11 protein-coding genes are annotated in these 13202 nt (G+C 60.8%); 8 read left to right on the plus strand and 3 right to left on the minus strand.

The window, feature by feature from the left end; genetic code table 11:
* Positions 1 to 85 precede the first annotated feature (85 nt).
* Positions 86 to 3193: a beta-galactosidase gene (locus tag RRF55_RS04285; RefSeq protein ID WP_032438436.1), complete on the plus strand. Its 3108-nt coding sequence runs from the start codon at positions 86 to 88 to the stop codon at positions 3191 to 3193.
* A 54-nt stretch (positions 3194 to 3247) separates the two neighbouring features.
* Positions 3248 to 4513, plus strand: a complete 1266-nt coding sequence (locus tag RRF55_RS04290; protein ID WP_004176258.1) for an MFS transporter — start codon at positions 3248 to 3250, stop codon at positions 4511 to 4513.
* Positions 4514 to 4542: 29 nt separating this feature from the next.
* On the opposite strand, the gene RRF55_RS04295 is transcribed toward RRF55_RS04290, so the two are convergent.
* A complete protein-coding gene (locus tag RRF55_RS04295) occupies positions 4543 to 5631 on the minus strand; it encodes an AAA family ATPase (protein WP_001620097.1) in 1089 nt (362 codons plus the stop codon).
* An 86-nt stretch (positions 5632 to 5717) separates the two neighbouring features.
* Positions 5718 to 5978 carry a hypothetical protein gene (locus tag RRF55_RS04300; RefSeq protein ID WP_004176262.1) on the minus strand — a complete coding sequence of 87 codons (261 nt, stop codon included), beginning with the start codon at positions 5976 to 5978 and terminating at the stop codon, positions 5718 to 5720.
* Between the two features lie 296 nt (positions 5979 to 6274).
* Here RRF55_RS04300 and RRF55_RS04305 point away from each other — a divergent pair, with 296 nt between their 5' ends.
* Positions 6275 to 7135 (plus strand): broad-spectrum class A beta-lactamase SHV-1, encoded by an 861-nt coding sequence (locus tag RRF55_RS04305; RefSeq protein ID WP_001620095.1) that lies wholly within the window; start codon positions 6275 to 6277, stop codon positions 7133 to 7135.
* 20 nt (positions 7136 to 7155) lie between these two features.
* On the opposite strand, the gene RRF55_RS04310 is transcribed toward RRF55_RS04305, so the two are convergent.
* Positions 7156 to 7917: a DeoR/GlpR family DNA-binding transcription regulator gene (locus RRF55_RS04310; protein WP_002210513.1), complete on the minus strand. Its 762-nt coding sequence runs from the start codon at positions 7915 to 7917 to the stop codon at positions 7156 to 7158.
* Between the two features lie 260 nt (positions 7918 to 8177).
* Here RRF55_RS04310 and ltnD point away from each other — a divergent pair, with 260 nt between their 5' ends.
* The 5 genes from ltnD to RRF55_RS04335 are packed head-to-tail and all read left to right on the plus strand — an operon-like array spanning position 8178 to position 13179.
* Positions 8178 to 9080, plus strand: coding sequence for an L-threonate dehydrogenase (gene ltnD, locus RRF55_RS04315; RefSeq protein WP_032414898.1), 903 nt, complete (start codon positions 8178 to 8180; stop codon positions 9078 to 9080).
* Positions 9081 to 9091: 11 nt separating this feature from the next.
* Complete coding sequence (gene otnK / locus RRF55_RS04320; RefSeq protein ID WP_004224682.1) at positions 9092 to 10357, plus strand: 3-oxo-tetronate kinase; 1266 nt, start codon at positions 9092 to 9094, stop codon at positions 10355 to 10357.
* Positions 10350 to 10970, plus strand: coding sequence for a 3-oxo-tetronate 4-phosphate decarboxylase (otnC, locus tag RRF55_RS04325; protein ID WP_002210516.1), 621 nt, complete (start codon positions 10350 to 10352; stop codon positions 10968 to 10970). The genes otnK and otnC overlap by 8 nt, the downstream gene beginning before the upstream one ends.
* A gap of 4 nt (positions 10971 to 10974) precedes the next feature.
* On the plus strand, positions 10975 to 11757 hold the full coding sequence (locus tag RRF55_RS04330) for an HPr family phosphocarrier protein (RefSeq protein ID WP_004179747.1): 783 nt from the start codon (positions 10975 to 10977) through the stop codon (positions 11755 to 11757).
* Between the two features lie 57 nt (positions 11758 to 11814).
* Positions 11815 to 13179, plus strand: a complete 1365-nt coding sequence (locus tag RRF55_RS04335) for a GntP family transporter (protein WP_130974841.1) — start codon at positions 11815 to 11817, stop codon at positions 13177 to 13179.
* Positions 13180 to 13202: the final 23 nt, after the last annotated feature.

Below are 13202 nucleotides of genomic sequence, written 5' to 3' on the forward strand. Positions count from 1 at the left end.
CGAGATTGCTGGATAAAACAAATTACCCGATAACGTTAACCATCCTGTTTAGCGAACGACAATTTCTGACTTACCGGGGTTTAATATGCAAATTAGCGATACCGGCCGCAGCCACACTCCTGACTTTCACGCCGTCCTCGCCCGTGAAGACTGGCAGAACCAGACCATTACCCACCTTAACCGCCTGCCAGCGCATCCCGTTTTCGCCAGCTGGCGCGATGAGCTTGCCGCCCGCGATAACCTACCTTCATCCCGCCGCCGTCAACTGGACGGCGAGTGGCAGTTCTCTTACGCCCGTAGCCCGTTTGCCGTCGATGCGCAGTGGTTGACGCAGGATCTACCGGACTGCCGCGGCACGCCTGTGCCTTCCAACTGGCAGATGGAGGGCTATGACGCGCCGATCTACACCAACGTCCGCTATCCCATCGACACCACCCCACCGCGGGTGCCGGAGGATAACCCGACCGGCTGCTACTCCCTGCACTTTACGGTTGAGGACACATGGCGCGAGAACGGGCAAACGCAGATTATTTTCGATGGCGTCAACTCGGCGTTTCATCTGTGGTGCAATGGCGTGTGGGTCGGCTATTCGCAGGACAGTCGCCTGCCGGCGGCGTTCGATCTCAGCCCCTTTCTGCGTCCGGGCGACAACCGCCTGTGCGTGATGGTCATGCGCTGGAGCGCCGGCAGCTGGCTGGAAGACCAGGATATGTGGCGGATGAGCGGTATTTTCCGCTCGGTATGGCTGCTGAATAAGCCGCAGCAACGGCTATGCGACGTGCAGTTGACGCCAGCCCTTGACGCCCTCTATCGCGACGGCACTCTGCAGGTCCAGGCGACCGTCGAAGCGACTGAGGCGGCGCTTGCCGGGCTCAGCGTCGGGGTTAGCCTGTGGCGCGGCGAGGAGCAGATCGCCGCCGGGCGGCAGCTGTTAGGTACCCCGACGGTGGATGAGCGCGGCCACTACGCGGAACGGGTCGATTTCTCCCTGGCGGTGGCGACGCCGGCGCACTGGAGCGCGGAAACCCCGAACTGTTATCGCGCCGTGGTCACCCTGTGGCGCGGCGACGAACTGCTGGAGGCCGAAGCGTGGGACATCGGTTTTCGCCGCATCGAGATTGCCGATGGCCTGCTGCGTCTCAACGGTAAACCGCTGCTGATCCGCGGCGTTAACCGCCATGAGCATCATCATTTGCGCGGGCAGGTGGTCACCGAGGCGGATATGGTGCAGGACATTCTGTTAATGAAGCAGAACAACTTTAACGCCGTGCGCTGCTCGCACTATCCCAACGCGCCGCGCTGGTATGAACTCTGCAACCGCTACGGTCTGTACGTGGTCGATGAAGCCAATATTGAAACCCACGGGATGGTGCCGATGAATCGGCTGTCCGACGATCCGGCGTGGCTGCCAGCCTTCAGCGCCCGCGTCACCCGGATGGTACAGAGCAACCGCAACCATCCGTGCATTATCATCTGGTCGCTGGGCAACGAGTCCGGCGGCGGCGGCAACCACGAAGCGCTGTACCACTGGCTGAAACGCAACGATCCGAGCCGTCCGGTGCAGTACGAGGGCGGCGGCGCGGATACCACCGCCACCGATATTATCTGTCCGATGTACGCCCGCGTCGAACGCGACCAGCCGATCCCGGCGGTACCCAAATGGGGGATCAAAAAATGGATCAGCCTGCCCGGTGAGCAGAGGCCGCTGATCCTTTGCGAGTACGCCCACGCGATGGGCAACAGCCTCGGCAACTTCGCCGATTACTGGCAGGCCTTTCGCGAGTATCCGCGGCTGCAGGGCGGGTTTATCTGGGACTGGGCCGACCAGGCGATCCGCAAAACCTTTGCCGACGGCAGCGTCGGCTGGGCCTATGGCGGCGACTTTGGTGATAAGCCTAACGATCGCCAGTTCTGTATGAACGGTCTGGTGTTTCCCGATCGCACGCCGCATCCGTCGCTGGTGGAGGCGAAGCACGCCCAGCAGTATTTTCAGTTCACGCTGCTGTCGACCTCGCCGCTGCGGGTGCGCATCATCAGCGAATACCTGTTCCGCCCAACCGATAACGAAGTGCTGCGCTGGCAGGTGCAGGCGGCCGGTGAACCCCTGTATCACGGCGACCTAACCCTGGCGCTGCCCCCTGAGGGCAGCGACGAGATAACGCTGCTCGATAGCCTGATCCTGCCTGAAGGCGCCCGCGCGGTGTGGCTGACGCTGGAGGTGACCCAGCCCCAGGCGACCGCCTGGTCAGAAGCGGAGCACCGCGTCGCCTGGCAACAGTTTCCCCTGCCCGCCCCGCTGGCGCTGCCGGCGCCCACCGTGTCTGCCGGCGCTCCGGATCTTATCGTCAGCGATGAGGTCTGGCAGATCCGCGCCGGTTCGCAATGCTGGACCATCGATCGCCGGACGGGTCTGCTGAGCCGCTGGTCGGTTGGCGGTCAGGAGCAGCTGTTGACCCCCCTGCGTGACCAGTTTATTCGCGCGCCGCTCGACAACGACATCGGGGTCAGCGAAGTAGAGCGTATCGACCCCAACGCCTGGGTGGAGCGCTGGAAAAGCGCCGGCCTGTACGATCTTGAGGCGCACTGCGTCCAGTGCGATGCGCAGCGGCTGGCAAATGAAACCCTCGTCGACTGCCGCTGGCACTACCTGCGCGGCGAAGAGGTAGTGATTGTCAGCCACTGGCGCATGCACTTCACTGCTGACGGAACCCTGCGGTTGGCGGTGGACGGCGAACGGGCGGAAACCCTGCCGCCGCTGCCGCGGGTCGGGCTGCACTTCCAGGTGGCGGATCAGCAGGCGCCGGTGAGCTGGCTGGGTCTGGGGCCGCATGAGAACTACCCCGACCGGCGGAGCAGCGCCTGCTTCGCCCGCTGGGAGCAGCCGCTGGCGGCGATGACCACCCCCTATATCTTCCCGACGGAAAACGGCCTGCGCTGTGATACCCAGGCGCTGGACTGGGGGCGCTGGCACATCAGCGGTCATTTCCACTTCTCCGTTCAGCCATGGAGCACCCGTCAGCTGATGGAGACCGACCACTGGCACAAGATGCAGGCCGAAGACGGCGTGTGGATCACCCTCGACGGCCTGCATATGGGGGTGGGAGGCGATGACTCCTGGACCCCCAGCGTGCTGCCGCAGTGGCTCCTGAGCCAAACGCGCTGGCAGTACGAGGTCTCATTGCGTTGCTTTTAATCCGTGGGGGCGACAGCCCCCACCCCACAAACAGAATAACAAGGGATCATGGTGATGAAATTCTCAGAACTGGCGCCACGAGAACGGCATAATTTCGTCTATTTCCTGCTGTTCTTTTTCTTTTACTATTTCATTATGTCGGCCTACTTCCCGTTTTTTCCGGTGTGGCTGGCGGACGTTAACCATTTAACTAAAACGGAAACCGGGATCGTTTTCTCGTCTATCTCGTTATTCGCCATTATTTTTCAGCCGGTGTTCGGCCTGATGTCGGATAAGCTCGGCCTGCGCAAACATCTGCTGTGGACCATTACGGTATTGTTAATTCTGTTCGCGCCATTCTTTATTTTCGTTTTCTCTCCGCTGCTGCAGATGAATATTATCGCTGGTTCGCTGGTAGGCGGGATCTACCTGGGGATTGTTTTCTCCAGCGGCTCCGGGGCGGTGGAAGCTTATATCGAACGCGTCAGCCGGGCCAACCGCTTTGAATATGGCAAAGTGCGGGTCGCAGGCTGCGTCGGCTGGGCGCTATGCGCCTCGATAACCGGCGTGCTGTTCGGCATCGATCCCAATATCACCTTCTGGATCGCCTCCGGCTTTGCGCTGGTGCTCGGTCTGCTGCTCTGGCTGTCGCGGCCGGAAAGCAGCAACAGCGCCCAGGTTATCGAGGCGCTGGGCGCCAATCGCCAGGCCTTTTCGCTGCGTACGGCGGCAGAGCTGCTGCGTATGCCGCGCTTCTGGGGCTTTATCGTCTATGTGGTGGGTGTCGCCAGCGTCTACGACGTGTTTGACCAGCAGTTCGCCAACTTTTTCAAAAGCTTTTTCGCCAGTCCGCAGCGCGGTACCGAAGTGTTTGGCTTCGTCACCACCGGCGGCGAGTTGCTCAACGCGCTGATCATGTTCTGCGCGCCGGCCATCGTTAACCGCATCGGCGCCAAAAACGCCCTGCTGACCGCGGGGATGATCATGTCGGTGCGTATTCTCGGGTCGTCCTTCGCCTCATCGGCAGTCGAGGTGGTGATCCTCAAGATGCTGCATATGTTTGAGATCCCCTTCCTGCTGGTGGGAACTTTTAAATATATCTCTTCCGCCTTTAACCCGCGCCTCTCGGCCACCCTGTTCCTGATCGGTTTTAATCTGTCAAAACAGTTGTCCGGGGTGGTGCTTTCCGCCTGGGTGGGCCGGATGTACGACACCGTCGGCTTCCATCAGGCCTATCTGATCCTCGGCTGCATAACCCTGAGCTTCACCCTGCTCTCGTTCGTCACCCTACGCGGCGGCAACCGTCTGCTGCCGACCGCAGAGACGCAGAGCCCCGCCTGACTCCAGCGCCCCGTCAGGGATGACGGGCTTCACTCGACAATCCGCGTCTCACCGCCGCGATTCTCCAGCGCATAGCGCTGACAAGGCGCCCCGGCGGCGATAAGCTCCGCCAGCTCCGCCGAGTGGCTGGTCAGCCAGATCTGGCTGTAGCGCGAGGCCTCGATAATCAGCCGGGCCAGCGCGGGCAACATGTCGCGATGCAGGCTGTTCTCCGGTTCATTGATCGCCAGAAACGCCGGCGGGCGTGGACTGAGCAGCGCGACGGCGAGGCACAAAAAGCGCAGCGTACCGTCGGACATCTCCGCCGCCAGCAGCGGGCGGCGGATCCCTTCGCGACGCATTTTCAGAGCGAAACGCGAGTGCTCGTTTTCACAATAAAACTGGCAGCCGGGAAAGGCGTCGGCAAGGATTTCATGCAAAATCTCCTCCGCGCCGATCTCGACAATGGTCTGAAAGGCGGCGGCGAGATTCTGGCCATCGCTGTCGAGGACTGGCGAACGGTAACCCACGGCCGGCTGACGCAGCGGCGAATGACGGCCAATCGCGAATTCATGATAAAACCGCCAACGGCGCAGGGTCTCCCGCACTCGCGACACTTCGGGAAAACGGTGCGGCTCGCCAAGCTGACCGAACACCGACTCATTTTCATAAATACTCTCGGTGAAAGTACTTTTCTCCCCGGTGACATCGACGAGAAACGCCGCCTGATTCTTGCGCTGCAGTACGCGGGAGGAAGGCCGGCGGGAGTAGCCGGCCAGCCAGATATTCTCTTCTTTAACGATAGGATCGAGCATGAATTGCGTCGGATAGGGCAATTTTTCAGGGAAGCCTATCTGCAGCTCATAATCGAAGCTGTCGGTCCGGCAGGCAATTTGCAGCCGGCGGGGGTGACGATCGAGGGGCGAACGCTCCCCGGACCACATCATATTCTCCAGACCGCCCTCTTCGCTGATAAACCCCGAAAGCCTGCCCTCAGCGGCAGCGGTCAGCAGGTGGATGGCGTTATAAATATTGGATTTACCGCAGCCGTTAGGGCCGAAGACAATGTTCAGCGGCCCGAGCTCCAGCGCGATATCCTTCACTGAGCGAAAATTTTGAATACGAATGTACTGAATCATTATGCGTCCGGCCCTGGAAATAGAAGGCTGCCACAGTAGCACAGCGGCGCCCGGCACACCCTCTTACGCCCCCTTTCGGGCAGGGTTTAACAGAACATTTTTTTCATTCCACGGGTCAGGGCGACCCGCGTCAGCTTATCGCTATCCTGATGGGCGTCGCTGAAAACGCCAAAAAAATAGCGTTCATCGTCAATGGTTTGGCTAACAATTCGGTAGCTCAACGGTTGCCCGGATAGCGCACCGTACTGCGCAGGCGTCACCGAGACCTCGGTCGCGTCATCGGCGACGCTGACCAACAGCCCGTCCGCCTTACCGCCCACCAGCATGACCTTAATTATCGGGTGCACCAGTTCCTCCCGGGATGGCATATAGCGTTGGCGAACCGCAGGGACCGGCGGGCGTGGTGATCGGCAAACAGCGACGCCCGACAGAGTGCGGTATTTAGTACTTTCTTATAGTTCATCACGGCCTTGAGTCAAAAAATAGCGTGCTTAGGCAGGGCTAGATATTGATTATTCGAAATAAAAGATGACAAATGATGAAGGAAAAAAGAGGAATTGTGAATCAGCAAAACGCCGGGTTATTCTTATTTGTCGCTTCTTTACTCGCCTTTATCGGCCCTCACTCAAGGATGTATGTGGTTATGCGTTATATTCGCCTGTGTATTATCTCCCTGTTAGCCACCCTGCCGCTGGCGGTACACGCCAGCCCGCAGCCGCTTGAGCAAATTAAACTAAGCGAAAGCCAGCTGTCGGGCCGCGTAGGCATGATAGAAATGGATCTGGCCAGCGGCCGCACGCTGACCGCCTGGCGCGCCGATGAACGCTTTCCCATGATGAGCACCTTTAAAGTAGTGCTCTGCGGCGCAGTGCTGGCGCGGGTGGATGCCGGTGACGAACAGCTGGAGCGAAAGATCCACTATCGCCAGCAGGATCTGGTGGACTACTCGCCGGTCAGCGAAAAACACCTTGCCGACGGCATGACGGTCGGCGAACTCTGCGCCGCCGCCATTACCATGAGCGATAACAGCGCCGCCAATCTGCTGCTGGCCACCGTCGGCGGCCCCGCAGGATTGACTGCCTTTTTGCGCCAGATCGGCGACAACGTCACCCGCCTTGACCGCTGGGAAACGGAACTGAATGAGGCGCTTCCCGGCGACGCCCGCGACACCACTACCCCGGCCAGCATGGCCGCGACCCTGCGCAAGCTGCTGACCAGCCAGCGTCTGAGCGCCCGTTCGCAACGGCAGCTGCTGCAGTGGATGGTGGACGATCGGGTCGCCGGACCGTTGATCCGCTCCGTGCTGCCGGCGGGCTGGTTTATCGCCGATAAGACCGGAGCTGGCGAGCGGGGTGCGCGCGGCATTGTCGCCCTGCTTGGCCCGAATAACAAAGCAGAGCGCATTGTGGTGATTTATCTGCGGGATACGCCGGCGAGCATGGCCGAGCGAAATCAGCAAATCGCCGGGATCGGCGCGGCGCTGATCGAGCACTGGCAACGCTAACCCGGCGGTGGCCGCGCGCGTTATCCGGCCCGCAGCACCTCGCAGGCGTGCCGGGCGATATGACTGGCGGCGGCATCGGAGAGATGCCGGTCGGTAATGATGGTGGTGAACCGGGTCAAAGGTAACGCCATAAACGTGGCCACCTGATTGTATTTCGAACTGTCGCACAGCAGGATGCTTCTCGCGCTGACCTGGCTGACGGTCTCCTTGACGGTAACCTTGTTCTCATCAGGGGTGAATATCCCGCGACTGTCCCAGCCGCTGGCGGAGATAAAGGCCGTATCGATAGCCAGGTGGCGTAACGTACGCGCCGCCGATTCGCCCACGCAGGAGCGGTTCTCCCGGCACAGAGTGCCGCCGGTGTGGATCACGCCGCACTGACTGGCATCGATCAGCAGCTGGGTTATCTCAAAATCATTGGTGACCACCTGGAGATCGTTCCGGTCGAGGATCGCCCGCGCCAGCGCCAGGGTGGTAGTCCCGGCATCCAGATAGATGCAACTGTTTTTGGCGATATGACTCGCCGCCAGCGCGCCGATCGCCTGTTTCTCCTCACTCTGCAGCGTGCTTTTCACCAGATGACTGGGTTCCGCAGCCAGCCGGCTGACGGCGCGTACGCCGCCCGAGACGCTGACCAGCAGCCCCTGCTCCTCCAGTTTACTAACGTCCCGACGGATGGTCATATGGGACACGCCGAGGATCTCCGTCAGCTCGTTAATGCTTACCGCCCCACGCTGCTCCACCAGGGCTAAAATACGCTGATGTCGTTCTATTGGAATCACCGCTCTCCCCTTACCATTTTTTCACACCAGGCGTCATCACCCAGGCTACGGCCCTGGCGACACCCTCTGTTGTTATCGCGCTTTGCCGCTGTTTTTACGCTATTTTAGGGCAAGAATCGCCGTTGTGCAGCCTCTTTCCGCCTGTGAATTTTTTATATTCATGTGGGTTATTCGTGATAATTCTCACATAAATTCACATGATAACGCTTTATTCTATCATTAAATCACATTAATTAACTAATGTTCACAAGGAGACCAGTATGGCTGCACACACTAACGTCTGCGTGATTGGACTGGGTTCAATGGGCATGGGCGCCGCCCGCGCCTGCCTGCAGGCGGGCCTGAACACCTGGGGCGTTGACATCAATCCCGACAACTGTCGCGCACTGCTGGCGGCGGGCGCCAAAGGCGCGGGCCCCAGCGCGGTGCCGTTCGCCGCGGAACTGGATGCAGTTGTGCTGCTGGTGGTCAATGCCGCCCAGGTGCGGGGGATCCTGTTCGGCGAGAGCGGCCTTGCCGCCCATCTGAAGCCGGGCACCGTCGTGATGGTGTCGTCCACCATCGCCTCCGCCGATGCTCAGGCCATTGCCGAGGCGCTGGCGGAGTACCAGCTATTGATGCTCGACGCGCCGGTATCGGGCGGCGCCGTGAAAGCGGCCGCCGGCGACATGACGGTGATGGCCTCCGGGAGCGATGCCGCCTTTGCCCGCCTCGCGCCGGTGCTGGAGGCCGTGGCCGGCAAAGTCTACCGCATCGGGAGCGACATTGGTCTTGGCTCGACGGTAAAAATTATCCATCAGCTGCTGGCCGGGGTGCACATCGCCGTTGCCGCCGAAGCGATGGCGCTTGCCGCCCGCGCCGGGATCCCACTGGAGACGATGTATGACGTGGTCACCCACGCGGCGGGTAATTCCTGGATGTTTGAGAATCGCATGCAGCACGTCCTGGATGGCGATTACTCGCCAAAATCCGCTGTCGATATTTTTGTCAAAGATCTCGGGCTGGTGAATGACACTGCCCGGGCGCTGACCTTCCCGCTGCCGCTCGCTACCACCGCGCTGAATATGTTCACCTCCGCCAGTAATGCCGGATTCGGTCGGGAAGATGACAGCGCGGTGATCAAGATTTTCAACGGCATCACCCTGCCGGGCCATAAACAGTGAGGAGAGACAACATGCAGCTTGGTGTCATTGCCGATGACTTCACCGGCGCCACGGATATTGCCAGCTTCCTCGTGCGCAACGGCATGCCGACGGTGCAACTGAATGGCGTGCCGACCCGCGATCTTCCGCTGACCAGCGAGGCGGTGGTCATCAGCCTGAAAACCCGCTCCTGCCCGGCGGAAATGGCCGTCAGCCAGTCGCTGGCGGCCCTGCGCTGGCTGCAGGCCCAGGGCTGTCAGCAGTTTTATTTCAAGTACTGTTCCACTTTCGACAGCACCGCGCAGGGCAACATTGGCCCGGTGCTGGATGCCCTGCTGGCCGAGCTGGGTGAGACGCGGACGGTGATTTCCCCGGCGCTGCCGGTTAACGGCCGCACGGTTTATCAGGGATATCTGTTCGTCGGCGAGCAACTGCTGAATGAGTCCGGGATGCGCCACCATCCGGTGACGCCGATGGAGGATGCGCACCTGGGCCGCTTAATTGAGCGCCAGGGGCGCGGAAAAGCCGCGCTGATTGCCTGGCCGATTGTCGCCCGGGGGCCGGAGGCGGTCGCCGCCGCGCTGGCGGCAGTCAACGATCCGGCGGTGCGCTATGTGGTGCTCGACGCCCTCAGCGAACAGGATCTGCTCACCCAGGGCGTGGCGCTGCGGGAGATGAAGCTGGTCTCCGGCGGTTCCGGCCTCGCCATCGGCCTCGCCCGCGACTGGGCGCAGCGCCATGGCGCCCGGGGTGAAAGCGCTCAGGCCGGCATGCCGCTGGTCGGCCCGGCGGTGGTGCTCTCGGGCTCCTGCTCGGTGATGACCAACAGCCAGGTGGCGGCCTATCGTCAACAGGCCCCCGCCCGCGCCGTCGACTTAAGCGCCTGCTTTACCGATCTGGAGAGCTACGTCAGGACGCTGACTGACTGGGTGGACGCGCAGCGCGATGCGCCGCTGGCGCCGATGATCTATGCCACCACCGAGCCGCAAACGCTGCAGCGGATCCAGGCGCAGTATGGCGACAAGGCCAGCAGCGAACGGGTGGAACAGCTGTTTGCCGCTCTTGCCGCCGCCCTGAAGGCGAAAGGATTTACCCGCTTTATTGTGGCCGGAGGGGAAACGTCGAGCATTGTGGCGCAGACCCTGGGGGTTGAGGCGTTCCATATTGGGCCGACCATCTCCCCTGGCGTGCCCTGGGTGCGTGACACCCGCCAGCCGCTCTCCCTGGCGTTGAAGTCAGGTAACTTCGGCGATATCCAGTTCTTTGCCCGTGCCCAGCAGGAGTTTCGTCATGACTGAGCAACAACTGCGAGAGGAAATGGTGCAGATTGGCGCCTCGTTATTTAGCCGCGGCTATGCCACCGGCTCCGCTGGCAATCTGTCGCTGCTGCTGCCGGACGGCAACCTGCTGGCGACGCCGACCGGCGCCTGCCTCGGCGAACTGCAGGCTCAGCGGTTGTCGGTGGTGACGCTGCAAGGGGAATGGATCTCCGGCGACAAACCGTCGAAAGAGGTCACTTTTCACCGGGCGGTCTATTTGCACAACCCGGCCTGCAAGGCGATCGTCCACTTGCACAGCCACTATCTGACCGCGCTCTCCTGCCTGCAGGGGCTCGATCCGCACAACTGTATCCGCCCCTTTACCCCCTATGTGGTGATGCGCGTCGGCGACGTCCCGGTGGTTCCCTACTACCGGCCGGGCGATGACCGTATTGCCCAGGCGCTGGCCGGGCTGGCGCCGCGCTATAACGCCTTTTTACTGGCCAACCACGGACCGGTGGTCACTGGCTCATCGCTGCGCGAAGCCACCAACAATACCGAGGAACTGGAAGAGACCGCACGGCTGATATTTACCCTCGGCAACCGCGAGATCCGCTACCTGACCGCTGACGAAGTAAAAGAACTGAGATAAAACCATGCCAAAATTCGCTGCAAATTTATCCATGCTGTTTACCGAACTGCCGTTCCTGGAACGCTTTGCCGCCGCTGCCCGGGCGGGATTTGAAGCCGTTGAGTTTCTGTTTCCCTATGAGTATGCCGCCGGGGAAATCAGACAGCGCCTGCAGGAGAACCAGCTGCAGCTGGTGCTGTTCAATACCCCACCCGGCGACGTCAACGCCGGAGAATGGGGGCTCGCCGCCATTCCCGGGAGAAGCGCGGAGGCCCGACGCGATATTGAGCTGGCGCTGGAGTATGCCTGCCAGCTCGGTTGCCCGCAGGTGCATATCATGGCCGGCGTGGTACCGCCGGGGTTGGATCGCGCAGCCTGCGAGGCCGTGCTTATCGATAATCTGCGCTACGCCGCGGAGTGCTTTGCCCGCCACGACAAGCGGATACTCATCGAAGCGCTGAATCCGCAGACCAAACCGGGCTATCTCTACCACAGTCAATATCAGACGCTGGCGATGGTGAAACGGGTCGACAGGCCGAACCTGGCGGTGCAGTTAGATCTGTTTCACGCGCAGAAGGTGGACGGCAATTTAAGCCATCTTATTACCGAATATGCCGGCCAGTATCGCCATATTCAGATTGCCTCCCTGCCCGACCGTCATGAACCGGATGAGGGCGAAATAAACTATCCGTGGCTCTATGCGCTACTGGATAAAACCGGTTATGACGGCTGGATCGGCTGCGAATATATCCCCCGGACAGACACGCTTTCCGGGCTGGGGTGGTTCTCGCCCTACCGGAAAAAATAAACGCCGTTTTCTAAAAAAATAACTCTCTGTACACCTGTTAATACCCGAGGCAAACCTATGTCGACATCGGCGCTGTTACTTATTGCGTTAGCCAGCGTAGTGCTGTTGCTCCTGTTAGTGATCAAAGCGAAAGCACATCCTTTTGTGGCGCTCCTGATCGTCAGTCTGCTGGTGGCATTCGCCACCGGCATTCCGGCAGATAAAATTATAACCACCATTGAAAAAGGCATGGGCGGCCTGCTTGGCCACATCGCCAGAATTATTATTCTGGGCTCAATGCTGGGGGTGCTGATTGAAATGTCCGGCGGCGCCGAATCGCTGGCGAAAACGTTGACCGGCGTACTGGGTGCAAAACGAACCATTGCCGCCTTAACCATCGTGGCTTTTATTCTCGGCACCCCGGTCTTTTTTGAAGTCGGCTTTATCATCATCATTCCGTTAATCTACGGCTTCAGCAAAGTCGCCCACGTGTCGCCGCTGAAGTTTGGCCTGCCGATGGCCGGCGTGATGTTAACCGTCCACGTGGCGCTGCCCACCCATCCTGGCGCAGCGGCTGCGGCAGGCATTCTGCATAGCGATGTCGGTTGGCTGATGCTGGCGGGGATTGGGGTGTCGGTGGTCGTCGGTATCGTGGGCTATTTTGTCGCCCGGTTTATCAATCGGCGCCATTATCATCTGTCGATTAACGTGCTGGAGCAGCAACAAACGGCGGAAGTACCGGATCTCTCGGTTAACGCGCAGCAGACCCGTCTGCCGCCGCCGAATGCGCTGGTTATCGGTGGGCTGATCGTGGTGCCCATCATGCTGATTGTTTCCGGGACGCTGTGTCAGGCGCTTCTGCTGCCGGAAAACGCGGTTCGCCAGCTGATGACCGTCATTGGTACCCCGCCGGTCGCCCTGCTGATCTCCCTGGGCCTGGCCAGCTGGACGCTGGGCATCCGTCGGCGGATGAGCCTGAAAAAGCTGGGCGAAGTCACCGGCAGCGCGATCCCCTCGTCGGCGGACGTGATCCTCGTCGCCGGCGCCGGCGGCGCCTTTGGCGGCGTACTGGTCGCTTCCGGCATCGGTAATGCCTTAGCCGAGGCGCTGGAGACAATACATCTGCCGCTGATGCCCGCCGCTTTTCTGCTATCGCTGGTGCTCAGAGCCTCGCAGGGTTCGGCCACCGTGGCGATCCTCACCACCTCCGGTCTGCTGTCGCAGGCGGTTGTCGGTCTGGAGCCGCTGCAGCTGGTGCTGGTGACGCTGGCGACCTGCTTCGGCTCGCTCGGGCTGTCGCACGTCAACGACGCCGGGTTCTGGGTCGTCACGCGCTATCTCGGACTCTCGGTGCCGGATGGACTCAAAACCTGGACCGTCTTGACAACCATCATGGGGGTGACGGGCTTTCTCATCACCTGGCTGCTGTGGTTTGCGCTTTGATGTTAACCTGGGTGGCTCCGGCC

Source organism: Klebsiella sp. K47 (genome assembly GCF_051858335.1).
GTDB lineage: Bacteria > Pseudomonadota > Gammaproteobacteria > Enterobacterales > Enterobacteriaceae > Klebsiella > Klebsiella pneumoniae.

Bases quoted from the DNA above. Each gene is read 5' to 3' on its own strand.
- RRF55_RS04305 (WP_001620095.1), top strand. From the start codon at position 6,275: ATGCGTTATATTCGCCTGTGTATTATCTCCCTGTTAGCCACCCTGCCG.
- otnK (WP_004224682.1), top strand. From the start codon at position 9,092: ATGCAGCTTGGTGTCATTGCCGATGACTTCACCGGCGCCACGGATATT.
- RRF55_RS04330 (WP_004179747.1), top strand. From the start codon at position 10,975: ATGCCAAAATTCGCTGCAAATTTATCCATGCTGTTTACCGAACTGCCG.
- RRF55_RS04290 (WP_004176258.1), top strand. From the start codon at position 3,248: ATGAAATTCTCAGAACTGGCGCCACGAGAACGGCATAATTTCGTCTAT.
- otnC (WP_002210516.1), top strand. From the start codon at position 10,350: ATGACTGAGCAACAACTGCGAGAGGAAATGGTGCAGATTGGCGCCTCG.
- RRF55_RS04335 (WP_130974841.1), top strand. From the start codon at position 11,815: ATGTCGACATCGGCGCTGTTACTTATTGCGTTAGCCAGCGTAGTGCTG.
- RRF55_RS04285 (WP_032438436.1), top strand. From the start codon at position 86: ATGCAAATTAGCGATACCGGCCGCAGCCACACTCCTGACTTTCACGCC.
- ltnD (WP_032414898.1), top strand. From the start codon at position 8,178: ATGGCTGCACACACTAACGTCTGCGTGATTGGACTGGGTTCAATGGGC.
- RRF55_RS04295 (WP_001620097.1), bottom strand. From the start codon at position 5,631: ATGATTCAGTACATTCGTATTCAAAATTTTCGCTCAGTGAAGGATATC.